This window comes from Metapseudomonas otitidis, assembly GCF_011397855.1.
In the GTDB taxonomy this organism is placed as follows: Bacteria; Pseudomonadota; Gammaproteobacteria; order Pseudomonadales; family Pseudomonadaceae; genus Metapseudomonas; species Metapseudomonas otitidis.
In genome coordinates, this window is record NZ_AP022642.1 from 2,251,852 (window position 1) to 2,275,980 (window position 24,129).

At 68.5% G+C, this 24,129-nt stretch carries 22 protein-coding genes; 12 read left to right on the forward strand and 10 right to left on the reverse strand.

Annotated elements, in window-relative coordinates; genetic code table 11:
- Positions 1-74: 74 nt before the first annotated feature.
- From PotMrB4_RS10390 to PotMrB4_RS10410, 5 genes are all read right to left on the reverse strand, one after another.
- Positions 75-341: a hypothetical protein gene (locus PotMrB4_RS10390; protein ID WP_172433187.1), complete on the reverse strand. Its 267-nt coding sequence runs from the start codon at positions 339-341 to the stop codon at positions 75-77.
- Entirely contained in the window at positions 338-3,160 is a 2,823-nt protein-coding gene (locus PotMrB4_RS10395) for a DUF4132 domain-containing protein (protein WP_172433188.1), read from the reverse strand. Before PotMrB4_RS10395 ends, PotMrB4_RS10390 begins: the two co-directional genes overlap by 4 nt.
- Before the next feature lie 24 nt (positions 3,161-3,184).
- A complete protein-coding gene (locus PotMrB4_RS10400; protein ID WP_142010648.1) occupies positions 3,185-3,628 on the reverse strand; it encodes a hypothetical protein in 444 nt (147 codons plus the stop codon).
- A 90-nt stretch (positions 3,629-3,718) separates the two neighbouring features.
- Positions 3,719-4,513 carry a cytochrome c gene (locus PotMrB4_RS10405; RefSeq protein ID WP_172433189.1) on the reverse strand — a complete coding sequence of 265 codons (795 nt, stop codon included), beginning with the start codon at positions 4,511-4,513 and terminating at the stop codon, positions 3,719-3,721.
- Entirely contained in the window at positions 4,513-4,872 is a 360-nt protein-coding gene (locus PotMrB4_RS10410) for a rhodanese-like domain-containing protein (protein ID WP_044407931.1), read from the reverse strand. The genes PotMrB4_RS10405 and PotMrB4_RS10410 overlap by 1 nt, the downstream gene beginning before the upstream one ends.
- 661 nt (positions 4,873-5,533) lie before the next feature.
- Between PotMrB4_RS10410 and PotMrB4_RS10415 the strand changes: the two genes are divergently transcribed.
- From PotMrB4_RS10415 to PotMrB4_RS10430, 4 genes are all read left to right on the forward strand, one after another.
- Positions 5,534-6,739, forward strand: a complete 1,206-nt coding sequence (locus PotMrB4_RS10415; RefSeq protein ID WP_172433190.1) for an acetyl-CoA C-acetyltransferase — start codon at positions 5,534-5,536, stop codon at positions 6,737-6,739.
- 15 nt (positions 6,740-6,754) lie between these two features.
- Entirely contained in the window at positions 6,755-8,899 is a 2,145-nt protein-coding gene (locus PotMrB4_RS10420) for a 3-hydroxyacyl-CoA dehydrogenase NAD-binding domain-containing protein (RefSeq protein ID WP_172433191.1), read from the forward strand.
- 135 nt (positions 8,900-9,034) lie between these two features.
- Positions 9,035-9,763: a DUF599 domain-containing protein gene (locus PotMrB4_RS10425; protein ID WP_044407922.1), complete on the forward strand. Its 729-nt coding sequence runs from the start codon at positions 9,035-9,037 to the stop codon at positions 9,761-9,763.
- Positions 9,760-10,149 (forward strand): MAPEG family protein, encoded by a 390-nt coding sequence (locus PotMrB4_RS10430; protein ID WP_172433192.1) that lies wholly within the window; start codon positions 9,760-9,762, stop codon positions 10,147-10,149. Before PotMrB4_RS10425 ends, PotMrB4_RS10430 begins: the two co-directional genes overlap by 4 nt.
- 93 nt (positions 10,150-10,242) lie before the next feature.
- On the opposite strand, the gene PotMrB4_RS10435 is transcribed toward PotMrB4_RS10430, so the two are convergent.
- Entirely contained in the window at positions 10,243-10,461 is a 219-nt protein-coding gene (locus tag PotMrB4_RS10435; protein WP_172433193.1) for a hypothetical protein, read from the reverse strand.
- A gap of 67 nt (positions 10,462-10,528) precedes the next feature.
- Complete coding sequence (locus tag PotMrB4_RS10440) at positions 10,529-10,753, reverse strand: hypothetical protein (protein WP_074969418.1); 225 nt, start codon at positions 10,751-10,753, stop codon at positions 10,529-10,531.
- Positions 10,754-10,892: 139 nt separating this feature from the next.
- On the opposite strand from PotMrB4_RS10440, the gene PotMrB4_RS10445 reads away from it, so the two are divergent.
- The 4 genes from PotMrB4_RS10445 to htpG all read left to right on the forward strand — a co-directional run bounded on the left by PotMrB4_RS10445 (position 10,893) and on the right by htpG (position 15,149).
- Positions 10,893-11,357 carry a PaaI family thioesterase gene (locus PotMrB4_RS10445; protein WP_044407910.1) on the forward strand — a complete coding sequence of 155 codons (465 nt, stop codon included), beginning with the start codon at positions 10,893-10,895 and terminating at the stop codon, positions 11,355-11,357.
- Positions 11,354-11,797 (forward strand): PaaI family thioesterase, encoded by a 444-nt coding sequence (locus tag PotMrB4_RS10450; RefSeq protein ID WP_069561226.1) that lies wholly within the window; start codon positions 11,354-11,356, stop codon positions 11,795-11,797. The genes PotMrB4_RS10445 and PotMrB4_RS10450 overlap by 4 nt, the downstream gene beginning before the upstream one ends.
- Positions 11,798-11,845: 48 nt before the next feature.
- Positions 11,846-13,087, forward strand: coding sequence for an MFS transporter (locus tag PotMrB4_RS10455; protein WP_172433194.1), 1,242 nt, complete (start codon positions 11,846-11,848; stop codon positions 13,085-13,087).
- A gap of 157 nt (positions 13,088-13,244) precedes the next feature.
- The gene (gene htpG, locus PotMrB4_RS10460; protein WP_142010632.1) at positions 13,245-15,149 is read left to right on the forward strand and encodes a molecular chaperone HtpG; all 1,905 of its coding nucleotides are present in this window, start codon (positions 13,245-13,247) and stop codon (positions 15,147-15,149) included.
- A gap of 68 nt (positions 15,150-15,217) precedes the next feature.
- Here htpG and PotMrB4_RS10465 read toward each other — a convergent pair whose 3' ends face one another.
- Together PotMrB4_RS10465 and PotMrB4_RS10470 are read right to left on the reverse strand one after the other, a co-directional pair.
- Positions 15,218-15,805, reverse strand: coding sequence for a hypothetical protein (locus PotMrB4_RS10465; protein WP_044407901.1), 588 nt, complete (start codon positions 15,803-15,805; stop codon positions 15,218-15,220).
- On the reverse strand, positions 15,802-16,404 hold the full coding sequence (locus tag PotMrB4_RS10470) for a YajG family lipoprotein (RefSeq protein ID WP_172433195.1): 603 nt from the start codon (positions 16,402-16,404) through the stop codon (positions 15,802-15,804). Before PotMrB4_RS10470 ends, PotMrB4_RS10465 begins: the two co-directional genes overlap by 4 nt.
- 259 nt (positions 16,405-16,663) lie before the next feature.
- On the opposite strand from PotMrB4_RS10470, the gene PotMrB4_RS10475 reads away from it, so the two are divergent.
- The 3 genes from PotMrB4_RS10475 to PotMrB4_RS10485 all read left to right on the forward strand — a co-directional run bounded on the left by PotMrB4_RS10475 (position 16,664) and on the right by PotMrB4_RS10485 (position 22,237).
- Positions 16,664-17,389, forward strand: a complete 726-nt coding sequence (locus tag PotMrB4_RS10475; RefSeq protein ID WP_172433196.1) for a dienelactone hydrolase family protein — start codon at positions 16,664-16,666, stop codon at positions 17,387-17,389.
- A 145-nt stretch (positions 17,390-17,534) separates the two neighbouring features.
- Positions 17,535-21,233, forward strand: a complete 3,699-nt coding sequence (locus PotMrB4_RS10480; RefSeq protein WP_172433197.1) for a PAS domain S-box protein — start codon at positions 17,535-17,537, stop codon at positions 21,231-21,233.
- Positions 21,230-22,237 carry a response regulator gene (locus tag PotMrB4_RS10485; RefSeq protein WP_172433198.1) on the forward strand — a complete coding sequence of 336 codons (1,008 nt, stop codon included), beginning with the start codon at positions 21,230-21,232 and terminating at the stop codon, positions 22,235-22,237. Before PotMrB4_RS10480 ends, PotMrB4_RS10485 begins: the two co-directional genes overlap by 4 nt.
- A gap of 34 nt (positions 22,238-22,271) precedes the next feature.
- On the opposite strand, the gene panB is transcribed toward PotMrB4_RS10485, so the two are convergent.
- Entirely contained in the window at positions 22,272-23,102 is an 831-nt protein-coding gene (gene panB, locus PotMrB4_RS10490; RefSeq protein ID WP_172433199.1) for a 3-methyl-2-oxobutanoate hydroxymethyltransferase, read from the reverse strand.
- Between the two features lie 84 nt (positions 23,103-23,186).
- Here panB and PotMrB4_RS10495 point away from each other — a divergent pair, with 84 nt between their 5' ends.
- Positions 23,187-23,990, forward strand: coding sequence for an AraC family transcriptional regulator (locus PotMrB4_RS10495; RefSeq protein WP_172433200.1), 804 nt, complete (start codon positions 23,187-23,189; stop codon positions 23,988-23,990).
- The last annotated feature ends 139 nt before the right edge of the window (positions 23,991-24,129 follow it).

Here is a 24,129-nt window from a genome sequence, read left to right on the forward strand (position 1 = left end):
GGTTAACAGGCCGGACAACGGGTGCGCGTACCCGGGCGCGGCCGGGTACGCGTCAGCCCGCTATGGAAGAGCGGCTATTCGTAAAGACTGCCGCACAGCAGAAAGGTGGCGGCACAGCGCCAGGGGTTGGCGCCTGCCAGGCCCTGGCGGGCGCCGAAGTCGCTGTCGTCGGCCCAGGCCAGGGCGCCGTCGAGGAAGTCCTCGATGCTGTCGTGGGCCCAGGCGCCGGTCTCCGGGGCGGCGAGGGCGCGCAGGCGGTCTTCGCGCAGGGCGCGGACGAAGGCGAGGAAGCTGGCGGCGTCCTCCACCTGCTCCAGTCGCTCGTTCAGCGTGGCGCTCATGCCGGCGCCTCGCTGCGGCGGATCTGTTCGAGGATGCTCGGGTCGTCGATCGCCCCGTCGTCCAGCAGCAGGAACAGCTTGCTGATGATCTCGCTGGTGCGTGCGTCGCTGTCGGCGAAGGGCAGGTAGAGGTCATCCGCCGGCTTGCCGGCCGGGACGATGCACAGGTAGTTGCCCGGCTCGATATGGATGACGCCGCTGCCCAGGTGCAGCCGGTAGCGCGCGCGGCTGCCGGTGATGTGCGCGTGGTGGCCCTCGCAGCGCACGTTGGCCAGCCCCAGGCTGCCCACCAGGGCCTGCACCAGCTCGGCGCGGCGCTGGATGACCTCCGCGCTGCCGGCGTGGGTGCCGGTCTCGCCGGTGAAGGCCACGGAGACGATCAGGTCGGCGTCGCGCAGGGTCTCGGAGAACACCAGCGGCGGGACCTCTTCCAGGGGAAGGGGCGCGCGGTCGCGGACGAATTCGATGGCCTGCAGGGTGATGGTCTCGGTCAGCGGCAGGTAGCGCTGCGCATCGGGGAAGTCGACGAAGGCGTACAGGCCCTGGCCCCAGTTGCGGAACACCTCCTCGCCGTCGTGGGTGGTCCAGCCCCGGGCCCGCAGCAGGCGGGCGGCCACGGCGCTGCGCAGCACGTGACCGGCGAAGCGCATGGACTTCAGGCCGTTCTCCCGTTCGGCCGGGGTCAGCAGGTACAGCTCGCGGAACACCTGCTTGAAGGGCTGCACCCGGCGCTGGGCCACCAGGGCCTGCTGCCAGGCGGAGAGCGCGCCGGCTTCGTACAGGTGCAGCGGGTGGGCGATCAGCAGCGGGCCTTCGATGGGGCGCGCCGGTCCGGTCAGCGGGCGCAGGGCGAATGCGTCGCCGTCCAGCCAGCCCAGCAGGCCGTCGCCATCGCGCAGTACCAGGTGGTCCAGCAGCAGGCGCGCCGCCGGCATGCGCAGCAGCTGGCGCAGTTGCGCCGGCTCCAGGGCTTCGCCCCGGGCCATCATGGTTTCCAGGGTCAGGCGGAAGCGGCGGATCTGGTCCTTCATGCGGCCCTGCAGGGCCTTCAGCTCCGCGTGGCCGTCGTGCTTGCGCAGGCCGGCGGGTACGGACTTCAGGCGCTTGCCACCCTTGCTGGCGACCATGACCGGGTTGAGGCCCTGCAATTCCAGCCACAGGTCGTAGCCGTCCAGGTGCAGGCGGTCCGGCGTCTGCTCGGCGATCTCCGCTTCCATTGCCCATTCCAGGCGGGTGGCGTCGCCGTAGCCGGCGGTACGGGCGAGGTTCTCCAGCCCGGCCTGGATGGCGGCCTGGGAGTTGGCCTGGCGTTCGGCACCGTAGCGCTCGACTTCGCGGTGGTAGCGCTTGAGGGCCAGGTAGCGCTCGCGGGTTTCGTCCGTGCCGCTTGTGGGCAGCAGGCCGTAGGCGCGCAGGGCGGCCTGGGCGTGGCGTTGCAGCTTCTTCTCCAGGGCCTTGCGCTCCAGGCCGCGGAAGGCGTCCAGCAGCAGGCGGGTGTTGGGGAAGGCCCAGGGGGTGCCTTCCAGCGCGGTGAAGTAGTCGGCCAGGTGCCCGGCGTCGGCCTGGTCCAGGGCGGCTTGCAGGGCGTCGCGGTCCACCACGCCCAGCTCCGGGTCGTCGCTGCTCTGAAGGTCTTCCACCAGGTGCCCGGTGTGGTCGACGGCCAGCGCCAGGTCGAGGTAGAGGCGCTGCAGGGGCTTCAGGTCGCTCCAGCCGAGGGCGTCCAGCACCGCTTCGCTGGCTGCACCGCTAAAGGGCAGGGCGGTGAGCAGGCTGGCGCGGGGGAAGCCGGCGAGCTGTTCGGCCAGTGCGGCCTCTTCGTCCTTTTCCAGGTGGCCGACGTCGAGCAGGGCGGTCAGTACGCGGCCCTGATGGTTTTCGTAGTGCCTTTCGAGGGCTTCTGGCTCCAGGCCGAGGCGTGCCAGCTCGCGCACGCCGGCCAGCAACCAGTGGGCGGTGGAGGTGCCGCGCTCGCCGATCATGCTGCGCAGCTGCTCGGCGCTTTCCGGCAGTTGGGCCAACGAGCGCTGGACGAAGTCGGCGTTAAGCGCGTCCAGCCGTTGTTCGCCAGGGCTGCCGCCTGCTGCGAGCGGCGGCAGGGTGCACAGGCTCTCGGCCCAGGTGCGCACGGCGTGCTCGTGCTGGGCGGCATCCAGGCGGCCGGCGTCGGCCAGGCCCACGGCGAAGCGCCGGATGGCGTCCTCGGCCCTGCCCTGGTAGCTCCCGGCCAGCCGTGGGTGATAGGCGTCTTCGAGGGGGTTGCGGCGGTCCCAGTCGCCGCTGAGCAGCCACTGGGCAACGTCCAGCCAGGCATTGTCGACGGGGTGTTCGGCCAGCAGCTCCAGGCAGTCTGCCAGGTTGGGGGTGGTCCAGGCGTTGGCGGGGTCGTGCCAGTAATAGCGGGCCACGTAGCCAGGGCGGAGGGCGTGGTCGCTGTCTTCGAAGGCGTGGGCCAGTATGTGCCGCACGCGCCGCTCCAGGGCCTGGAAGCTGCGGGTGCTCGGGTAGGCGGCGACACCGGCGCTGCTGGTGATCTGCAGCAGGCGTTGGCGGGTGTAGAGGTGTTCGGTTTCGTCGTGGCCCAAGCTGTGCGGGAAGACCAGGGCGTCCACCAGGGCCTGCTGGCCGTCGGGGCCGGCTTCGGCGAGGAAGGCATCGGCCAGGGCCAGGCCGTCCACCTCATCCCAGAACGGGTGATGGTGGCCGTCTTCGGCCAGCAGCGCGTCGCGTTCGGGCAGGGCATCCAGGGTGCGGTCGAGGAAGGCTTCGAGCAGGGCGATGCGGGCCTGCTGATGGGCATCGGCTTGGTAGTGCTGCATGGGGGGTGTCCGTTCGTGTTGGGGTCAGCCGCCGACCAGGGGCACCAGGCGCAGGAAGGTGAGCCGGGCCTGGGCGGGCAGGTCGAGGGAATGGTCGAGGTCGTTGAGCATCTGGCCGTCGAGAAGGATGCGGTAGCGGCGCTGGCGAAAGCCCTCCAGGGCGCGCTGAACTTCGGCTTCGGCGTCGATCCGGGGGGCGTCGGGCCGCTCGGCGTGCGGCTTGATGGCACCTCGCGCGGCCTGGCGGCGGATCTCGTCATCGCTGAGGTAGTCGGCAGGGGGGCTGGCCTGGAGGCGGTCCAGCCAGCCGGCGACCGTCCGTTCGGCCACCTGGTGCAGCACCACCCGGCGGATCAGCTCGCCCAGGGTGAGCCGGGAGTCCGCCAGGTGCAGGTTGAGGTCGGGGGTGAAGGCTTCGTTGCGGGCCCCGCGAAGGACCAGGCTCTCGACGTGCAGCTCGGTGCTCATGCTGGCCCTCCAGGCCGGCGATTCAGGTGAGCGAGCGTAGCGCTGGCGAGGCCGGCAGGAAAGGCCGGCTGCGCGGGTTCGTGGCGGCGGTCACGGCGTCTTGCGGCCGCTCATGTGGCGCAGGTAGGCGACCAGTTGTTCCAGCTGCGCGTCATCGATGACCTGGGCGGGGAAGGCCGGCATGTGCGCTTCCGGCCAGCGGCGCAGGCTCTGCGGGTCGCGGATGTAGCGTTGCAGGAAGCCTTCGGCGAAGTATTCGGTGGGGTTGTAGGGCAGGTTCAGGTCGGGGCCGAACTGGGCGTCCCCGGCGCCGTTGAGGCGGTGGCAGGCCAGGCAGTTCTTCTGGAACAGGGCGAAGCCGGCCTGGACGTCGGCGTTGGCATCCGAGGCTGGCAGCAGCGCGGGGAAGCGCTCGGCGATGGAGGCCAGGGCGCGGATCTTCACCACCTGGAAGGGCCATTGCTCGGGGCTGATGCCGCCGGCTTCGGGGGCGGTCCACACCAGGTAGAAGGGGCCGGCGCTGGGCTTGCCCTTGGCCAGGCCCGGCCAGGGCTTGGCCGGGTCTTCCACGGCCAGCCAGGCGCGGGCCCCCTCGCGGGCCAGCAGCGGGGCGGCGCTGAGTTCGGCGGCGAAGCCGTCGGCCGCCACGGCCTGCAGGTGCTGCTCCGGTGCCACCCCGGGCAGCAGGGCCGCCAAGGGCACGGCCCGGTAGGTCATGGCGCGCTTGTAGGCGACGTCCTGGGGGACGCGCACCTCCTGGGCCTGAGGATGGGCGAGCAGCTCGGCGGTACTCAGGGTGCGGGTACCGCCGGGCAGTTCCAGGGTCAGGTCGGCGGCGCGGGCCAGGCCGGTGGCGAGCAGCAGGGCAAGGAGCAGGTGGCGCATCAGGGGGCGTTCTCCAACAGGGGCTTGAGCCGGGTGTAGCCGCCGGCATTCTGCACGTTGGTATAGCCCCGGGCGAGCAGGTCGTCCTGGGCGATGCCGGAGCGCCGGCCGCTGCGGCAGTACAGGACGATGGGGGTGGATTTGTCCGGGGCGACCTCGGCGATGCGCTCGCCGATGTCTTCGAAGCCGATGTAGCGGGCACCGGGGAGCGCACCTTCCTGGATCTCCTCCGGCGTACGCACATCGATCAGCACGGCGCCCTCCTGCTTCAGGGCCTCCAGGGCGGCGGCCTGGTCGACGTCGCCGGCGACCGCGTGGAGGCTGAGGGAGAGGGCGAGCGGGGTGATCAGATAGCGCATGGGTTCAGTTCCTTCCAAACAGTGACCGGTTGGACCCTAGCACACTCCAAAAAGGCTGTTCGACCGCTTTGGAACGCGGGTTCCAGCCCTGCGGGGGATGTCGTTTTGATGGCGTGCGGACGCTCCTTGCCCGCGCTGCGCCGCGTTGAGCGGGGCGTAGCGCAGGCAGGCGGTGGTCAACCGACCAGGCGAGTCAGATTGGGAAGGATCAGGATGAGCGTGGTGGCAAAGACGATAAGGCTCGCCTGCCGCATCTTCGGCTGTTTGAACATGGCCAACTGCCTTTCTTCTTGTTGGGGCGCGGCGTCGGGCCCTTACGGCCTGGCCTGGTGCTGGCGCCCCGTGGCGTTGCTGATCGACCGCTCCGGCATGACCCGGCAACGGCCCCTTGCCCGTTGAACACTAGGTGCGGCCCGCCCGGCGGCTTAGAACGCTTGGGATCAAGCCGCCGGCCTTTACCCTCGGCTTTGCCATAGCGGCAGGGGCGAGCCTTGGGCCAGAGCCTCGCGTTGACCCCGGGGTCAGCCGACCGTTCGTCTGAGCGCCGTGGTCAATGGCGCTGAGCAGTTCGGTCATTGAGCCGGCGGGCGTCGCCGTTAAGGTAGACCCACCGTGGTCGGCCCCGGGTCGGCCCGTCTGCCTAACGACAAGAGAGAACGCCATGACCGAAGCATTTATCTACGACGCGGTGCGCACGCCCCGCGGCAAAGGCAAGAAGGACGGGGCGCTGCACAGCGTCAAGCCGGTCAACCTGATCGCCGGGCTGCTCAGGGCTCTGGAGGCGCGCAACAAGTTGGATACCAGCCAGGTGGACGACATCGTCCTCGGCTGCGTGACCCCGGTGGGCGACCAGGGCGCCGACATCGCCAAGACCGCCGCACTGGTGGCCGACTGGGACGAGACCGTTTCGGGCCAGCAGATCAACCGCTTCTGCGCGTCGGGCCTGGAGGCCGTGAACCTCGCCGCGATGAAGGTGCGCTCCGGCTTCGAGGACCTGGTGGTGGCCGGTGGCGTGGAATCCATGTCGCGCATCCCCATGGGCTCCGACGGTGGCGCCTGGGCCATGGACCCGGAAACCAACCTGCACACCCACTTCGTGCCCCAGGGCATCGGCGCCGACCTGATCGCCACCCTGGAAGGCTTCAGCCGCCAGGACGTGGACGCCTTCGCCCTGCGCTCCCAGCAGAAGGCCGCCCGCGCCAGCGCCGACGGCTCGTTCAGCAAATCCCTGGTGCCGGTCACCGACCAGAACGGCATCGTGCTGCTGGATCACGACGAGTTCATCCGCGGCGAATCCACCCTCGAAGGCCTCGGCGCCCTCAAGCCGAGCTTCGAGATGATGGGCCAGATGGGCTTCGACGCCACCGCGCTGCGCAAGTACAGCCACGTCGAGCGTATCCACCACGTGCACACCCCGGGCAACAGCTCCGGCATCGTCGACGGCGCCGCCGCGATGCTCATCGGCTCTGCAGCCAAGGGCAAGGAACTGGGCCTCAAGCCCCGCGCACGCATCGTCGCCACGGCGGTGACCAGCACCGACCCGACCATCATGCTCACCGGCCCGGCGCCGGCCACCCGCAAGGCCCTGGCCAAGGCCGGGCTGTCGGTGGCGGACATCGACCTGTTCGAGGTCAACGAAGCCTTCGCCTCGGTGGTGATGAAGTTCATGAAGGACATGGGCGTGCCGGAGGAGAAGGTCAATGTCAACGGCGGCTCCATCGCCATGGGCCACCCCCTGGGCGCCACCGGCTGCGCCATCCTCGGCACCCTGCTCGACGAGCTGGAGAAGCGCCAGCTGCGCTACGGCCTCGCCACCCTGTGTGTCGGCGGCGGCATGGGTATCGCCACCATCATTGAACGGGTTTGAGGCCGGAGAACAAAAATGACTGACGCCATCCGTTACGAAAAAGGCCCGGACAACATCGTCGTCCTGACCATCGACATGCCCGGCCAGAGCGCCAACACCATGAACGCGGTGTACCGCGAGGCCATGGGCGCCACCGTGGACCGCCTGGAAGCCGAGAAGGATTCCATCGCCGGGGTCATCGTCACCTCCGCCAAGAAGACCTTCTTCGCCGGCGGCGACCTCAACGAGCTGATCAAGGTCACCCAGGCGGACGCCAACGGCTTCTACCAGATGATCCTCAAGATCAAGGGCCAGCTGCGCCGCCTGGAGAGCCTCGGCAAGCCCGTGGTCGCCGCCATCAACGGCGCGGCCCTGGGCGGCGGCTGGGAAATCTGCCTGGCCTGCCACCACCGCATCGCCCTTGACGAGAGCCACGTCCAGCTCGGCCTGCCGGAAGTCACCCTGGGCCTGCTGCCCGGTGGCGGCGGCGTGGTGCGCATGGTGCGCCTGCTGGGCATCGAGAAGGCGCTGCCGTACCTCGCCGAAGGCAAGAAGGTGCGCCCGGACCAGGCCCTCAAGGCCGGCCTGATCCACGACATCGCCAAGGACCGCGACGAGCTGTTGGCCAAGGCCCGCGCCTTCATCGCCGCCAACCCCACGGCCGTGCAGCCCTGGGACGTGAAGGGCTACAAGATCCCCGGCGGCACCCCGTCGACCCCGGCCGTGGCGCAGATGCTGGCCATCGCCCCGAGCGTACTGCGGGACAAGACCAAGGGCTGCTTCCCGGCGCCGGAGAAGATCATGTGCGCCGCCGTCGAAGGCGCCCAGGTGGACTTCGACACCGCCCAGCTGATCGAGGCGCGCTACTTCACCGAGCTGACCACCGGCCAGGTGGCGAAGAACATGATCGGCACCTTCTGGTTCCAGCTGAACGAGATCAACGCCGGCAGCTCTCGGCCCAAGGGTCCGGCCCGCTATGAAACGAAGAAGGTCGGCGTGCTCGGCGCCGGCATGATGGGCGCGGGCATCGCCTACGTCTCCGCCGCCGCCGGCATCGAGGTGGTGCTCAAGGACGTCTCCATCGAGGCCGCCGAGAAGGGCAAGGCCTACTCCGCCGGCCTGCTGGACAAGAAGGTCGCCCGTGGCCACCTGAGCGCGGAGAAGCGCGACGCCTTCCTCGCCCGCATCAAGCCGACCGTGGATGACGCCGACTTCGACGGCTGCGACCTGATCATCGAGGCGGTGTTCGAGAACCGCGAGCTGAAGGGCAAGGTCACCGCTGCCGCCGAGGCGGCGGCCCTGCCGGATGCGGTGATCGCCTCCAACACCTCCACGCTGCCCATCACCGGGCTGGCCACCGCCGTGGCCAAGCCGGAGAAGTTCATCGGCCTGCACTTCTTCAGCCCGGTCGACAAGATGCCGCTGGTGGAGATCATCCGGGGCGAGAAGACCTCGGACGAGACCCTGGCCCGTGGCTTCGACTACGTGCTGCAGATCAAGAAGACCCCCATCGTGGTCAACGACAGCCGCGGCTTCTTCACCTCGCGGGTGTTCGGCACCTTCACCAACGAAGGCATCGCCATGCTCGGCGAGGGCGTGTCGGCGGCGATGATCGAGAACGAGACCCGCAAGGCCGGCATGCCGGTGGGCCCGCTGGCGATCTCCGACGAGGTCTCGATGAGCCTGATGACCCACATCCGCAACCAGACCGCCGCCGACCTCAAGGCCGAAGGCAAGGCGATGCCGCAGCACCCGGCCTTCGCCGTGATCGACCTGATGGTCAACGAGTTCAAGCGCCCCGGCAAAGCGGCCGGCGGCGGCTTCTACGAGTACCCGGCAGGCGGCAAGAAGCACCTGTGGCCGGAGCTGAAAGCGCGCTTCGAGAAGGCCGACCGGCAGATCCCGCAGGAAGACGTGCGCGACCGCATCCTGTTCATCCAGGCCATCGAGACTGTGCGCTGCGTGGAGGAGGGCGTGCTGCTGTCCACCGCCGACGCCAACATCGGTTCGATCTTCGGCATCGGCTTCGCCGCCTGGACCGGCGGGGCGCTGCAGTTCATCAACCAGTACGGCCTGGACGACTTCGTCGCCCGTGCCCGCTACCTGGCCGAGCAGTACGGCGAGCGCTTCGAGCCGCCGGCGCTGCTGCTGGAGAAGGCGGCGAAAGGGGAAACCTTCTGAGCCCCGCGCGGGTCTGTCACCACAGGCCCGCACCCTGCTGAAAAACGTGCGGATAGCGACCTGCAGGGCGCTGTCCGCACGCGCTCGGGCGACTGCCGGCCGTTATAATGCGCGGCATTCTGCCTAGGAGCCTTCATGTCGAGCCACGCCCTGCACAACGTCATCGCAATCATCTGGTTCATCGTCTGCTGGGTCGGCTACACCCGCTACGCCATCTGGAAGGGCCGCGACACCCCCTGCCTCGCCTCGGTCATGCACCTCTACCGCGAGGACTGGATGCGCCGGCTGCTGATGCGCGACAACCGCATCGCCGATGCCAGCGTGATCGCCAACCTGGAGCGCAACGCGTCGTTCTTCGCCTCCAGCACCCTCATCATCCTCGCCGGCGTGCTCACCGTGCTGGGGTCCACCGAGCGCGCGGTGTCGATCCTCGCCGACCTGCCGTTCGTGCAGTCGGCCACCCGGGGCATCTCCGAGGTCAAGCTGCTGTCCATCGCGGTGGTTTTCGTCTACTCCTTCTTCACCTTCAGCTGGTGCATGCGCCAGTACAACTTCGCCGCCGTGCTGGTGGGGTCGGCGCCGCTGATCGGTGAGCGCAACGTGGGCGACCAGGAGCGCAAGGACTTCGCCGAGCGCACCGCGCGGGTCATCTCCCTGGCGGCCAACCAGTTCAACCTGGGCCTGCGCAGCTACTACTTCGGCCTGGCCATGCTGGCCTGGTTCATCAACCCCTGGTTCTTCATGATCGTGACGGCGGGCGTGGTGCTGGTGCTGTACCGCCGCGAGTTCCATTCCGCCGTGCTGGACGTGATGGTCTATACCCCGACCCGGGCGCCCGAGCCGCCCAAGGAGAAAGAGGAATGAGCCTGCCGTTCTGGTGTGTGCTTCTCGCTGTGCTGTTGACCTACATCCCACGGATTTTCGTGGGCAAGGCAATGAAGGAGGAGGGCAGTGGTTACGACAACCACAACCCCCGGATCCAGCAGGCGCGCCTCACCGGGCTCGGGGCGCGGGCGCTGGCGGCGCACCTCAACAGCATCGAGATTTTCCCGCTGTTCCTCGCCGGGGTGCTGATGGCCCACACCACCGACACCCGTGGCTGGCTGGTGGACGGCCTGGCGCTGACCTTCATCGCGGCGCGGCTGGTGTTCCTGTTCTGCTACTTGCGCGACCTGTCGACGCTTCGCAGCCTGGCCTGGTTCGTCAGCCTGCTGTGCTGTCTGGTGCTGATGCTCAGCCCGGCACTCTGATCCCATGGCCCCGGCCAGGCCGGGGCACCCTCCTGCCGGGCGCTGCCTTGCTGGCAGCGCCCGGCCCTTCAAGGCATTCCTGCGCGTGCAACCTCACCCATCACGGGCGGTGGACGGCTGTCCGGCGGAGGTATCCCGGGTGGCCGGGCGGGCCGGTTCGGCCTGGGGCGGCTGGCTGGCCGCGAGCAACGAGTCCAGCGCCTGGGAGGCGGACTCCTCGGCGGCGGCGAGGCGGTCTTCGGTTGTGGGTTCGCAGGCACTGAGCGCCAGCGTGAGGGCGAGGCAGAGGGGCAGGGCGAGGCGTTTGCGCACGGTGGTCCTCCTGGACAAGGCGGACGGTAGGGCATGAGGCCGCCAGCCGGGGCTGGCGGCCTGCAGGTTACTGCTGGGTGCCGCCTTGCGGGGCGGCCGGCGAAGTGGTTTCGCCCGGTGCAGTGCTGGGTGCGGCAGGGGCGGGTGCCGGCTGGGTCGGCGGAGTCGCTTCCGGTTGCGTGGTGGCCGGCGGGGTCGCCGGTTGGGCGGCTTTCTCATCCGAGGGCTTGTCGCAGGCGGCCAGGCCCAGGGCAGAGGCGAGCAACAGGCTGTAGGCGAGAGGCTTTTTCATGTAGGTCTCCTTGGTCCGATGAATGTCGAGACCCCCTTTCGAACCCCATGGTCGGCCGGAAGTTCAGTCGGGCCTGCCCGGCGGTTGGTCGGCGGCGGTATCATGCGCGCCTTACCGCCAACGCCATGGGAAGTACCGGATGAGCGAAAACCCGATCTTCGACAACGCCCAGCGATTCCTCGCTGTGCTGCGTCATTGCCAGGTCCTCGGGATGCGCGTGCACAGCGCCGACCGCCAGGGCCTGACCCTCTGCCTGCCGTACAGCGAGCAGATCATCGGCAACCCGGAGACCGGCGTGATCCATGGCGGTGCCATCACCACATTGATGGACACCACCTGCGGCATCTCCACCGTGTGCGTGCTGCCGTCCTTCGAGATCTGTCCGACCCTGGACCTGCGCATCGACTACATGCACCCGGCCGAGCCGAACAAGGACGTCTACGGGTTCGCCGAGTGCTACCGAGTCACCCCGAACGTGATCTTCACCCGTGGCTACGCCTACCAGGACGACCCCGAGCAGCCCATCGCCCACGTGGTCGGCGCCTTCATGCGCATGGGCAAGGCCATCGGCGGGAAGACCGGGAAATCCGGAGGTGCGGCATGAGCCTGGACCTGAGCGCCCTGGTGCGCGAAGCCCACGAGAAGAACGACTACGACGCCCTGGTGAGTGCCATTCCCTATGCGCGCCTGCTGGGCATCGAATGCCTGCGCTTGGGCGACGACATGGTCTTCCGCCTGCCCGCCAGCAAGGACAGCATCGGCAACCCGACCTTGCCGGCGATCCACGGCGGGGTGATCGCGGGGTTCATGGAACACGCCGCGATGCTTCACCTGCTGACCTTCATGGGCACGCCACATTTGCCCAAAATCATCGACTTCTCGATAGATTACCTGCGCGCCGGGCACTATCGTGACACCTACGCCCACTGCCAGGTCTGGCGACAGGGGCGGCGCGTCGCCAACGTCGCCATCACCGCCTGGCAAACCACTCAGACCGAGCCCATCGCCACCGCTCGAGCCCACTTCAAGGTCGACGAACCCTGACCCGTGGCCGGGCGCGATGCGCCCGGTCCATGCAACAAGGAATCCTGGATGGATGCGCTCCTGATCCTCGGCGGCCTGCTGTCGATCCTCTTCAGCCTGGTCTGGCTGGTCATGCTGGCTTTCGGTACCAGCTTGCTGTGGGGCTTCGGCAGCCTGCTGCTGCCGCCGATCACCCTGGCCTACATCGCGGCGCACTGGCGCACCGCGCGCAAGGCCGTGATGCTCCTCGCGCTGGGCATCATCCCGCTGGTGGTGGGCCTGACCATGCTGGCCTACCGCGACCCCGAGCGCCTGCATGCGCTGCTCAGCCTCGACTGGGCCAAGCCGGAGAAACAGGCCCCGGGCGAGCTGGCCATCCACCTGCGGGGCGAGCTCAACGGCGAGCCCTTCTTGCCCCAGCAGGCCGAGCTGATCGACGGCGTGCTGAGCCTGCGCGAAGGGCAGGACTTCTTCGCACGGCGCGAGGTGAGCATCCGCCTGCCCAGCCAGCCCGAGGGCGACGTGCGCCTGGACATCCTCCCGGAAGACCCGGGCAGCAAGCCCGAAGTGGAGATCAGCTGGCTGCTCCCCGAGCAGGAGCTGCCGGAGGCCCGCCGTCTGAGTAAGGGCTACACCCTGCACCTGGACCTCAAGCGCACCGGCCCCAATACGCTGGCCGGCGGCTTCCACCTGGTGCTGCCGCCGCAACTGCGTACTACCCTGAGCGGCGACCTGGAGCTGTTCACCGACCGCCTGCGCTACGCCAACGGCCAGGTCGACCTGCGCCACGACTCCCAGGACACCCTCGCCTACGTCGCCCGTGACTACCTGCAACGTCGTTTCGCCACCCGCGAGGTGCAGGTCACCCACCTGCCGCCGGTGAGCCTGCCCTCCCGCGACCTGGATCTGGACGTGGAGGCCCGTATCGACGGCGTGGCCCAGCGCCTGCCGCTGCAATTCTTCAAGAGCGACCTGCGTGGCTGGGGCATCCGTGGCGATGCCTTCCCGCCGTTGCCGGCCGTGGAGGCCAAGCCCGCCACCGCCGAGGCCGAGCCCGAAGAGGCGCGCCCCAGCCGCCCGGTGGACCGCCGCCAGCGCTTCTCCCTGGAGCGCCTGCTGACCAACCCCAACCGCTACCAGAACCTCACCGTACGGGTGCAGACCGCCCGAGGCAGCCAGGTGGAAGGGCGCTTCACCGGGATCAACCCCGATGGCCAGGTGGTGATCCAGCGCAATGTCTCCGGCGCCGGTTCCGCCAGCTTCGTGCTGCGTCCCGAGGAAATCGCCCGGATCGAATTGCTGGAGCCCTGACCCCGCTTCCACCGCGCCAGGCGTGCGCTTCCGCGCATCCTGGCGACGCCGCTCGTAGCGTCGTGTGAAAAAAGCCCTTGAAATTCCACAGCATGGCCCCATCTCGGCTGACATCCGCCGCCCCTGCGGCTTCAACCGTCCTTGGAGCTAGATGACCATGAGTGTGGAAACTCAAAAAGAAACCCTGGGCTTCCAGACCGAGGTGAAGCAACTGCTTCACCTGATGATCCATTCCCTCTATTCGAACAAGGAAATCTTCCTCCGCGAGCTGATTTCCAACGCCTCCGACGCCGCCGACAAGCTGCGTTTCGAAGCCCTGGCCAAGCCCGAGCTGCTCGAAGGCGGTGCCGAGCTGAAGATCCGCGTGAGCTTCGACAAGGACGCCAAGACCGTCACCCTCGAAGACAACGGCATCGGCATGAGCCGCGATGAGGTCATCGCCCACCTCGGCACCATCGCCAAGTCCGGCACCGCCGACTTCCTGAAGAACCTGTCGGGCGACCAGAAGAAGGATTCGCACCTGATCGGCCAGTTCGGCGTGGGCTTCTACTCCGCCTTCATCGTTGCCGACAAGGTGGACGTGTTCACCCGTCGTGCCGGCCTCTCCGCCGCCGATGGCGTGCACTGGTCCTCCCGCGGCGAGGGCGAATTCGACATCGCCAACGTCGAGAAGGCCGAGCGCGGCACCCGCATCGTCCTGCACCTGAAAGCCGGCGAGGAAGAGTTCGCCGATGGCTGGCGCCTGCGCAATGTCATCAAGAAGTACTCCGACCACATCGCCCTGCCCATCGAACTGCCGAAGGAGCACCACGGCGAAGAGAAGGACAAACCGGCCGAGCCGGAGTGGGAAACCGTCAACCGTGCCAGCGCCCTGTGGACCCGTCCGCGCACCGAGGTGAAGGACGAGGAGTACCAGGAGTTCTACAAGCACATCGCCCATGACTTCGAGAACCCGCTGTCCTGGAGCCACAACAAGGTCGAAGGCAAGCTGGAATACACCTCGCTGCTCTACGTACCGGGCCGCGCACCGTTCGACCTGTACCACCGCGAAGCGCCGAAGGGCCTCAAGCTCTACGTCCAGCGCGTGTTCATCATGGACCAGGCCGAGCAGTTCCTGCCGCTGTACCTGCGCTTCATCAAGGGCGTGGTGGACTCCAACGACCTGTCCCTGAACGTCTCCCGCGAGATCCTTCAGAACGGCCCGGTGATCGACTCCATGAAGTCGGCACTGACCAAGCGCGTGCTGGACATGCTGGAGAAACTGGCCAAGAACGAACCCGAGCAATACAAGGGCTTCTGGAAGAACTTCGGCCAGGTCCTCAAGGAAGGCCCGGCGGAAGACTTCGCCAACAAGGAGAAGATCGCCGGCCTGCTGCGCTTCGCCTCCACCCACGACGAGAGCGGCGAGCAGAGCGTCGGCCTGGCCGACTACCTCGGCCGCCTGAAGGACGGCCAGGACAAGGTCTACTACCTCACCGGCGAGTCCTACGCCCAGGTGAAGAACAGCCCGCACCTGGAAGTCTTCCGCAAGAAAGGCATCGAAGTGCTGCTGCTCACCGACCGCATCGACGAGTGGCTGATGAGCTACCTCACCGAGTTCGACGGCAAGCAGTTCGTCGACGTCGCCCGTGGCGACCTGGACCTCGGCAAGCTGGACTCGGAAGAGGACAAGAAGGCCCAGGAAGAAGTCGCCAAGGCCAAGGAAGGGCTGGTGGAGCGCCTGAAGGGCGCGCTGGGCGAGCAGGTGGCCGAGGTGCGTGTCTCCCACCGCCTGACCGACTCCCCGGCGATCCTCGCCATCGGCGAACAGGACCTGGGCCTGCAGATGCGCCAGATCCTCGAAGCCAGCGGCCAGAAGGTGCCGGACTCCAAGCCCATCTTCGAGTTCAACCCCAGCCACCCGCTGATCGAGAAGCTGGACAACGAGCAGGATGAAGAGCGCTTCGGCGAGCTGTCCCACATCCTCTTCGACCAGGCCGCCCTGGCCGCCGGCGACAGCTTGAAGGACCCGGCCGCCTACGTGCGCCGCCTGAACAAGCTGCTGGTGGAACTCTCCGCCTGAGTCGAACGGTCGCAACCGCTGCCATGAAAAAGCCCGCGTCAGCGGGCTTTTTCATGGGGCATTGGCGATCAGAAGATGCCTTTCTTGCTGGCCTCCAGGATGGTGGCCTTGTTGTTGTCGTAGTGAACCTGGTTGATTTTGGTGAAGGGGTTGGCCACGAAGGCGCCCGGAAGCAGGAGGATCTGGATCCAGGTGCGGACGCCATCCTCCTTGGTCAGCGTGGCCAGCACCTGCCCGTTGCGATCGCGGTAGATGGTTTCGGTGATCACGCGGTCTTCACCGGTTGCCGGGATGACGCCGAGTGTGAAGCCGCTGATGAACGCCAGCGCCATGCTCCCGTGGCCATCGTTGGTCACCTTGACCTCCGCCGTGATGTCGGCATCGCCAAAGCCTTCGTTGACCGACGAGAACAGGTTCGACTCCTGGTAGGCCTTGCCAACGATGTCGGACCACGACTTGACCACGGCCGGTGCAGCTGTGCTGTCCGCGTCGTTCATCTTCATCCGGCCTTCCACGACATAACGCAGCGAAGGCTTCTGTTCCTTGGCCGCCGGCCAGGCGCCCAGGTCAGCGGTTTCGCCGGAGCGGAAGCCCGCGCAACCGGTGAGCAGGGCCAGGCCCAGGAAGAGGGCGGAGATTCGCAGGAGACGGGTCATTTCGTGTGTTTCCCAAGGTCGGATTGATACTGGTTGAGCAGGTCTTCGAGCGCGCTGCGGCGCTCCGGGCTGCCGTTGACGGTGCCCATCGAGTAGAGCGAGACGCTGTGTTCGGCGTGCTGGCGGGTCTGGTAGCTGTAGAGCAGCTTGCCCTGCGCATCGCTGACCTGGAGGCGGCCGCTGACGTTGGACTCGTCGATGTGGGTCGTGCCGCCGAACCAGATGTAGCCGGTCAGGGTCACGATGGCGAAGGGGAAGTAGCCGCCATAGGGCCGACGGTGGACGTTGTAGGTGTCGAAGCTGAACGAGAGCACTTGGTCATCGGCCGCGACGGCCTGGCCGGGCATGCGCACATTGCTGAACCGATTGCTCGCCTTGAGGTAGTTGCCCAGGCTGAGGGTCATGCCGGTGGACTGGGTCTTTCCGGCATTCCAGTTGACGAAGGTCTTGTCGGTGACCTCCACGCTGGCCAGGGCGACGCTTTGCTGGCTGGTGGTGGCGGTCTTGTCGGGAGTGGGGAAATCCGTGCCCTGGGGCACGGTAGCGCACCCCGTCAGCATGGACAGGGCGAGAAGGACAGCGGCGAAAGGCCCCTTCATGTCACGCTCCTTGTGAGGGAAATGGTCGAGTGTTCTTGGCGCCGGAAAAACGGCGGCGGAATGATGCCGAGATGATGGCTCGCTCGCAATGGGGCGCGGTGAATCCGTGCAGCGAAACGCGAAACCCTGCACGAATGGCCGGCGGAGCCTGTCCAAACGGTCGCATGCGCTTGGTGCGCGGTGGCGCTAAGCTCCACTGCCGGCCGATGAGGCCCGCCGAGTGGCTGCCCAATCCCATCCGTCCCGAGAGAGGTGATCCATGACCCAGATCCGCGCCCATGCCATCCGTTACGAACTCGACGGGCAGGCCTTCGAAGGCCAACTGGTCTACGACCCCAGCGTGCAGGACCCGCGCCCCGGGCTGGTGATGGCGCCCAACTGGTTCGGCATCACCGAGACCGCCGTGGAAACGGCGCGCCAGGTGGCCGAGGAGCGGCGTGTGGTGCTGGTGGCGGATCTCTATGGCGCCGAAGTGCGGCCGAAGGATGCCGAGGCGGCGGCTGCCGCCATGCAACCGCTGAAGGAGGATCGTGCCTTGCTGCGCCGCCGCATGCAGGCTGCGCTGCAGGCCCTGCTGGAGCAACACGCGGTGGCCATCGACCCCCGGCGTCTTGCGGCCTTTGGCTTCTGCTTCGGCGGCACCTGCGCGCTGGAACTGGGCCGAGCCGGGGCCGAGCTCAAGGCCTTTGTCTCCTTCCATGGCGCGCTGGACACCCCCGACCCCGCCGACGCCCGCCACATCAAGGGCGCCGTGCTGGTGCTGGACGGCGCCTCCGACCCGCTGGTACCGCGCACGCAACTGCCGGCCTTCGCCGAGGAAATGAGCGCCGCCGGGGTCGACTGGCAACTGCTCAGCTACGGCGGAGCGGTGCATTCCTTCACCGATCCCGAGGCGAATCGCCCCGGCGTCGCGCAGTACAACCCCAAGGTGGCGCGACGGGCCTTCGCCGCCATGGACGCGTTGCTGGACGAAGTCTTCCTGTAGCGGCCAGCCGGCGCTTGGCAAGGGGGCGGGATGATGGCATTTTGCCGGAGCCCCGCCCCCTGATTTCCGCCCATCGGCATTTGACCGGATGGGCAAGAGGGCATTGACTCCAGACACGCCAGTCGCTGCCCTCGAGACCCACCCGATGTTCGAGTTCTCCCGGTTCTTCTTCGACAACGACCAGCCCACGCTGCTGGTCTTCGGCAGTCACAATCCCTGGCTGGTGCTGTTGTCGGTCTGCATCGCCATCTTCACCTCCGCCATGGCCCTGCAACTGGCCGGCATGGCCCGCCTCAGCCGCGTCCCGCTGTACCGCCAACTGGCCATCGGCACCGGTGCCGTGGCCCTGGGTGGCGGCGTCTGGGCCATGCACTTCATCGGCATGCTGGCCTTCCAGCTGTGCGCCGCCGTGCGCTACGACCCCGGCCTGACCGTGCTCTCCATGCTGCCCAGCCTGTTCGCCTCCTGGATCGCGCTCAACCTGCTGTCGCGCCGCCGCGTGTCTCCGGTGCAGTTCGTCATGGGTGGCGTGCTGGTGGGGGCGGGGATCGGCGCCATGCACTACAGCGGCATGGCGGCCATGCAACTGGCGCCGCTGCTGCGCTACGACCCGCTGATGTTCGGGCTGTCGATCCTGGTGGCAGTGGTGCTGGCGATCATTGCCCTGTGGGTGCGTTTCGGCCTGCGGGGACGCGTCAGCGGGGTGCGCGCCATCCTGCTCAGCGGCACGGTGATGGGGCTGGCCATCAGCGGCATGCACTACACCGGCATGGCGGCGGCGCGTTTCACCGGCATCGAGGAATTCAGCATGCCGCAGCCGGTGGTGGGCGCGGCCTACCTGGCGATGGCGGTGGCCATGGCCACCGTAGCGCTGAGCCTGCTGGTGGCGGCGGTCAACGGCCTGTTGCGCTACCGCGAGCTGTTCCGCGAACTGGAGGCCGGCCGCGACCACCTCAACTCGCTGCTGGATGCCGCCTTCGAGGTGATCTTCACCATCGACCACCAGGGCGTCATCCGCTCCGTCAACAATGCCGTCTCCGGCCTGTATGGCTGGCAACCCGAGGAGCTGATCGGGCGCCACATGAGCCTGCTGATGCCCGAGCGGCATTCCCGGCAGTTCACCGAGGCGCTGGAGCAGTACCGGCTGACCGGGATGTCCCGTCTTTCCGGCAGCGAGCTGGAGGTGTCGGGCATCGGCCGCGATGGGCGGGAGATTCCCGTGCGGGTCAGCCTGGGCGTGACCCAGCGCGACGGTAACCCCTGGTTCGTGGTGTTCGTCGCCGACATCAGCGAGCGCAAGGCCATGGAGCAGGCCCTGCGTGACAGCGAGCAGCAGTACCGCTCGCTGATCCGCAACATCCCCGGCGTGTCCTTCCGCTGCCTGATGGACGAGCGCTGCAGCACCCGCTTCGTCAGCGACGCGGTGCGCCGCGTCACCGGCTGGCCGGCGGAGTCCTTCATGAGTGGCGAGCGCTCGCTGATCGAGCTGTGCCACCCGGATGACCGCGAGCGGGTGCTGGACGAGGTCAACGACGCCGCCCGCCTGGGGCGCAGCTACGTGGTGGAGTACCGCCTGTTCGACCGCGATGGCCACGAGCACTGGGTGTGGGAGAGCGGCAGCGTCGACGTCGATGCCCAGGGCGTGCCGCGCTGGGTGGACGGCGTGATGCTGGACCAGACCGAGACCAAGCTGCGCAACGCCGAATACGAGGGCAAGGTGACCGCCATCAGCAAGGCCATGGCACTGATCGAGTTCGACCTCACCGGCCACGTGCTGGAGGTGAACGAGAACTTCCTCGACCTGTTCGGCTACACCCGCGAGGAACTCATCGGCCAGCACCACCGCATCTTCTGCGACGCGGACCTGGTGGCCAGCGAGCGCTACCGCCTGTTCTGGGAAGACCTGCGCGAGGGCCATTTCCGCTCCGGGGAGTACCGCCGGCTCGGCAAGGACGGCCGCGACGTGTGGATCCAGGCCACCTACAACCCGATCCTCGATGCCGACGGCCGCCCCTTCAAGATCCTCAAGCTGGCCACCGACCTGACCCCACGGCGAATGATGGAGCAGGACCTGCGCAACGCCCGCGACCGAGCCGAGCAGGCCGCCGCCGCCCGCAGCAGCTTCCTGGCCAACATGAGCCACGAGATCCGCACGCCGATGAACGCCATCATCGGCTTCACCGAGCTGCTGCTGGACACGCCCCTGGGCGAGACCCAGCGCCGCCACCTGCGCACCGTGCAGCACTCCTCGCGCTCCCTGCTGGGCTTGCTCAACGACATCCTCGACACCGCCAAGCTCGACCGGGGCGCCATCGAGCTGGAGGACATCGATTTCTCCCTGCGCGAACTCTGCGAGCAGGTCTGCGACTCCCAGCGCCTGGGCGCCGAGCGCAAGGGGCTGAGCCTGGAGCTGGACTACGCCGAGCACCTGGGCGACTACTTCCGCGGCGACCCGCTGCGCCTGCAGCAGGTGGTCACCAACCTGCTGGGCAACGCCGTCAAGTTCACCGAGCGCGGCCGCGTGCGCCTGGTGGTGGACGGCGCCCCCGGCGCCCTGCGCCTGGCCATCCACGACACCGGCATCGGCATCGCCGCCGACCGCCTGGAGAAGATCTTCGACCCCTTCGCCCAGGCCGACGCCTCCATGAGCCGGCGTTTTGGCGGCACCGGGCTGGGCACCACCATCTCCCGCCAACTGGTGGAACTGATGGGCGGACGCATCCGCGTCGAGAGCCGGGAAGGCGAGGGCAGCGTATTCACCGTCGAGGTGCCGCTGGCCGCCGGTGAGCGTGCCCACGTCAATGCGCTGCGCCAGAGCGCGCCCACCTTGCCGCCGCTGCGCATCCTGGCAGCGGACGACGTGGCGCAGAACCTGGAACTGCTCACCCTCAACCTCGAACGCCTGGGGCACCGCGTGCACGGCGTGGAAGACGGCGCAGCCGCAGTCGCCGCCTTTGGCGAGCAGGCCTTCGACCTGGTCCTGATGGACGTGCAGATGCCCGGCATGGACGGCCTGGAAGCCAGCTGTGCGATCCGCCAGCGCGAGCAGGCCGAAGGCCGGCGCCCGGTGCCGATCATCGCCCTGACCGCCAGCGTGCTCGACCGTGACCGGCAGAACGCGCTGGACGCCGGCATGAACGGCTTTGCCGGCAAGCCGCTGGACATGGCCGAGCTGCTGCACGAGATGGCCCGGCTGCTGGGCGTGGAGCCGGGCCGTGATACCGACCCGGCAGCGGTCCAGTCGCCGGCGGACCCGGATGCGCTGTTCGACTGGGTCCGGGGCCAGCAGCTGTGGGGCGGCGCTGTGCAGATGGCCGCCGCCATCGTGCGCTTCCTCGACGAGCAGGAGCGGCTCCTCGGCCACCTGCGCGAGGCAGTCCGACAGGGCGACTTCAGCGACGTGGTGGCCAACGCCCACCGCCTGCGCGGCGCCGCCGCCAACCTCGGGCTGGACGAGATGGCCGCCTGCGCCGCCGAGCTGGAACATGCCGGCAGCGGCGGCCAGCCGCAGGCCCTGGAGGCGCTGCTGCAGCAACTGGCGGCTATCATGACCAGGGTCCGCGCCGCGGTCCCGGTGTTCCCGGCGGAGGCCGAGGTGGCGTCCGCGCCGGTCCCGCGGGAGGCCCTGCTGGAGGCCAGTCGCCGCCTGGCCGCCGAGCTGGCCCGTGGCGGGCTGGACGACGAGGCCCTCGCCCTGTTGCGCCAGGGGCTGGAGGGGCAGGCCGCCCAGGCACGCCTGCACGCGCTGCAACATGCCATTGACGATTTCGACTTCGACCAGGCCCTCCAGCAGCTCACCGAGCTGCAGGCCTGGCTGGAGACAGGAGAGCTATCCCCATCATGAGCCCGACTTCGCCGGACCCGCGCCAGTGCCTGCTGCTGGTGGACGACGAACCCACCAACCTGCAGGTGCTGCGCCACATCCTCCAGGACGACTACCGCCTGCTGTTCGCCAAGGACGGGCCCAAGGCCCTGGAACTGGCCGGCCGCGAGCGGCCCGCCCTGGTCCTGCTGGACGTGATGATGCCGGGCATGACCGGCCATGAGGTGTGCCAGCAGCTCAAGAACGACCCGGCCACCCGCGAGATCCCGGTGATCTTCGTCACCGCCCTGGCCGATACCGAGGATGAGGCCAAGGGCTTCGAGGTCGGCGCCGTCGACTACATCACCAAGCCGGTCAGCCCGGCCATCGTCAAGGCGCGGGTGCGCACCCACCTGTCCCTGGTGCGCATGGACGAGCTCAAGCGCACCCGCCTGGAGATCGTCCAGCGGCTCGGCCTCGCCGCCGAATACAAGGACAACGAGACCGGCCTGCACGTCATCCGCATGAGCCATTACTCGCGCATCCTCGCCCGCGCCCTGGGCTGGAGCGAGGCCGACTGCGACGACCTGCTCAACGCCGCACCGATGCACGACGTGGGCAAGATCGGCATCCCCGATGCCGTGCTGCGCAAGCCCGGCAAGCTGGATGCGGACGAGTGGGCGGTGATGCGCCAGCACGTCAGCATCGGCGCCAACATCATCGGCGAGCACCCCTCCGGATTGCTGCGCATGGCCCAGCGCATCGCCCTGACCCACCACGAGAAGTGGGACGGCAGTGGCTACCCCAACGGCCTGGCGGGTGAAGGCATCCCCATCGAGGGCCGCATCGTCGCCATTGCCGACGTGTTCGACGCCCTCACCAGCGAGCGTCCCTACAAGCAGGCCTGGCCGGTGGAGGAGGCGGTGGCCTTCCTCCGCGAGCAGAGCGGCCAGCACTTCGACCCGGACCTGGTGGAGCTGTTCATCCAGCAACTGCCCGCCGTGCTGGAGGTCAAGGCGCGCTGGGCCGAAGGGCGCATAGCGTAGCCTCGCCCCAGGGCGGGCCGGGCGGCGCTCGGCTTCAGCCCACCGCCGTCTTCACGCCAAAACAGTGCCCCAGTTCGGGGAAGCGCCCCTGGCGCACGTCCTCGGCATAGGCCGCCAGGGCCTGCTCGATGCTCGGCGCCAGCGCCGCATAGCGCTTGACGAAGCGCGGCTGGTAGTCGCCGAACAGGCCCAGCGCATCCTCGGTCACCAGCACCTGGCCGTCGCAGGCCGGTGACGCGCCGATGCCGATGGTGGGGATCGCCAGTTCCTCGCTCAGGTGCCGGGCCAGCGGCTCGGCGATGCCCTCCAGCACCACCGCGAAGGCCCCGGCTGCCTGCATCGCCAGGGCATCGCGGCGCACCCGTTCGGCGCCGGCTGCCTCCAGCCCTTGGGCCTTGAAGCCGCCCAGCACATTCACCTGCTGCGGCATCAGCCCCACGTGGGCCAGCACCGGTACGCCGCGCGCCACCAGGAAGGCCACGGTTTCGGCCAGCGCCTCGCCGGCCTCCAGCTTCACCGCGGCCGCCCCGGTTTCCCGCAGCACCCGCGCCGCGGCGTGGAAGGCCTGCTCCGGGCTGGCCTGGTAGCTGCCGAAGGGCAGGTCGACTGCAACGCAGGCCCGTTCCGAACCGCGCATCACCGCCTGGCCGTGGGCGATCATCATCTCCAGGCTCACCCCCAGCGTGCTGGGCAGGCCGTAGAGCACCATGCCCAGCGAGTCGCCGACGATGATCAGGTCCGCCTGGGCGTCCACCCAGCGCGCCATCGGCGTGCTGTAGGCGGTCAGCGACACGATGCTGCCGGGGCCCTTGCGCCGGGCGAGTTCGGGGACGCTGATGCGGGAAACGCGGGTGTGGCTGCTCATGACGGACTCCGGGGGAGGGCAATGGAAACGCGAGGCAGGCTACCATCGGCCTTTCGCTTCCCACTTGAGCAGAAGAGACAGCCCATGCCGCACCGGGGACAAGATGCCGTGATCCCGCCGATACCCACCTGCGCGCGCCTGCCGCGCCCGGTGTACCCGCGCATGTTCGACATTCCGGGAGGCCACCCCATCGCCCTGCACAGCCACCCCTGGGTGCAGTTCACCTACGCCCGCTCCGGGCTCATGCAGGTGCTGACCGAAGACCACAGCTACCTGGTGCCGCCACAGTGCGCCCTGTGGGTCCCGCCGGGCCTGGCCCACACCGCCTCCAGCGAGGGCACCCTGGAATTCCGCAGTCTTTACCTGGACGCCAGCATCCTCGATGGCTTCCAGCGGCCCTGTGCCGTGCTGCAGGTCACCCCGTTGCTGCGGGAGCTGATGGAGCGCGCCGCCAACTTCACCCCGGACTACCCCGAGGACGGCGTCGAAGCGCGCCTGCTGCGGGTGCTGGTGGACGAGATCCGCGCCTTGCCCGAGGCGCCCTTCAAGCTGCCGCTGCCCACCGACCCGCGACTCACGCGCATCACCGACAGCCTGCGCGCCGACCCCGGCGACGGGCGTGGCATCGAGGCCTGGGCCCAGGAGGTGGGCGCCACCCGCCGCACCCTCGCACGGCTGTTCCAGGCCCAGACGCGACTCTCCTTCAGCGAGTGGCGGCAACGCCTGCGCCTGCTCGCCGCGCTGCCACGCCTGGCCGAAGGCGTCAGCGTCACCGCGCTGGCGGGCGAGCTCGGCTACGACTCCACCTCCGCCTTCATCGCCCTGTTCCAGCGCCACTACGGCTGCACCCCGGGTGCCTGGGCCAAGCGCCTGGGCGGGGCCGCCTGACCGACGCGGGAGGCGGCCCAACCGGCGCGCCTCCCTCTGCCTGACCTGACCGTCGCCCAGGGGGCGAGGGTGACCGATGCTGCCGATTTGGGTTAACGCGCCTGGGGGGATCTCCCTAGGATCGAACCTGCCTGTGATT

Bases quoted from the DNA above. Each gene is read 5' to 3' on its own strand.
- PotMrB4_RS10390 (WP_172433187.1), bottom strand. From the start codon at position 341: ATGAGCGCCACGCTGAACGAGCGACTGGAGCAGGTGGAGGACGCCGCC.
- PotMrB4_RS10395 (WP_172433188.1), bottom strand. From the start codon at position 3,160: ATGCAGCACTACCAAGCCGATGCCCATCAGCAGGCCCGCATCGCCCTG.
- PotMrB4_RS10400 (WP_142010648.1), bottom strand. From the start codon at position 3,628: ATGAGCACCGAGCTGCACGTCGAGAGCCTGGTCCTTCGCGGGGCCCGC.
- PotMrB4_RS10405 (WP_172433189.1), bottom strand. From the start codon at position 4,513: ATGCGCCACCTGCTCCTTGCCCTGCTGCTCGCCACCGGCCTGGCCCGC.
- PotMrB4_RS10410 (WP_044407931.1), bottom strand. From the start codon at position 4,872: ATGCGCTATCTGATCACCCCGCTCGCCCTCTCCCTCAGCCTCCACGCG.
- PotMrB4_RS10415 (WP_172433190.1), top strand. From the start codon at position 5,534: ATGACCGAAGCATTTATCTACGACGCGGTGCGCACGCCCCGCGGCAAA.
- PotMrB4_RS10420 (WP_172433191.1), top strand. From the start codon at position 6,755: ATGACTGACGCCATCCGTTACGAAAAAGGCCCGGACAACATCGTCGTC.
- PotMrB4_RS10425 (WP_044407922.1), top strand. From the start codon at position 9,035: ATGTCGAGCCACGCCCTGCACAACGTCATCGCAATCATCTGGTTCATC.
- PotMrB4_RS10430 (WP_172433192.1), top strand. From the start codon at position 9,760: ATGAGCCTGCCGTTCTGGTGTGTGCTTCTCGCTGTGCTGTTGACCTAC.
- PotMrB4_RS10440 (WP_074969418.1), bottom strand. From the start codon at position 10,753: ATGAAAAAGCCTCTCGCCTACAGCCTGTTGCTCGCCTCTGCCCTGGGC.
- PotMrB4_RS10445 (WP_044407910.1), top strand. From the start codon at position 10,893: ATGAGCGAAAACCCGATCTTCGACAACGCCCAGCGATTCCTCGCTGTG.
- PotMrB4_RS10450 (WP_069561226.1), top strand. From the start codon at position 11,354: ATGAGCCTGGACCTGAGCGCCCTGGTGCGCGAAGCCCACGAGAAGAAC.
- PotMrB4_RS10455 (WP_172433194.1), top strand. From the start codon at position 11,846: ATGGATGCGCTCCTGATCCTCGGCGGCCTGCTGTCGATCCTCTTCAGC.
- htpG (WP_142010632.1), top strand. From the start codon at position 13,245: ATGAGTGTGGAAACTCAAAAAGAAACCCTGGGCTTCCAGACCGAGGTG.
- PotMrB4_RS10465 (WP_044407901.1), bottom strand. From the start codon at position 15,805: ATGACCCGTCTCCTGCGAATCTCCGCCCTCTTCCTGGGCCTGGCCCTG.
- PotMrB4_RS10470 (WP_172433195.1), bottom strand. From the start codon at position 16,404: ATGAAGGGGCCTTTCGCCGCTGTCCTTCTCGCCCTGTCCATGCTGACG.
- PotMrB4_RS10475 (WP_172433196.1), top strand. From the start codon at position 16,664: ATGACCCAGATCCGCGCCCATGCCATCCGTTACGAACTCGACGGGCAG.
- PotMrB4_RS10480 (WP_172433197.1), top strand. From the start codon at position 17,535: ATGTTCGAGTTCTCCCGGTTCTTCTTCGACAACGACCAGCCCACGCTG.
- PotMrB4_RS10485 (WP_172433198.1), top strand. From the start codon at position 21,230: ATGAGCCCGACTTCGCCGGACCCGCGCCAGTGCCTGCTGCTGGTGGAC.
- panB (WP_172433199.1), bottom strand. From the start codon at position 23,102: ATGAGCAGCCACACCCGCGTTTCCCGCATCAGCGTCCCCGAACTCGCC.
- PotMrB4_RS10495 (WP_172433200.1), top strand. From the start codon at position 23,187: ATGCCGCACCGGGGACAAGATGCCGTGATCCCGCCGATACCCACCTGC.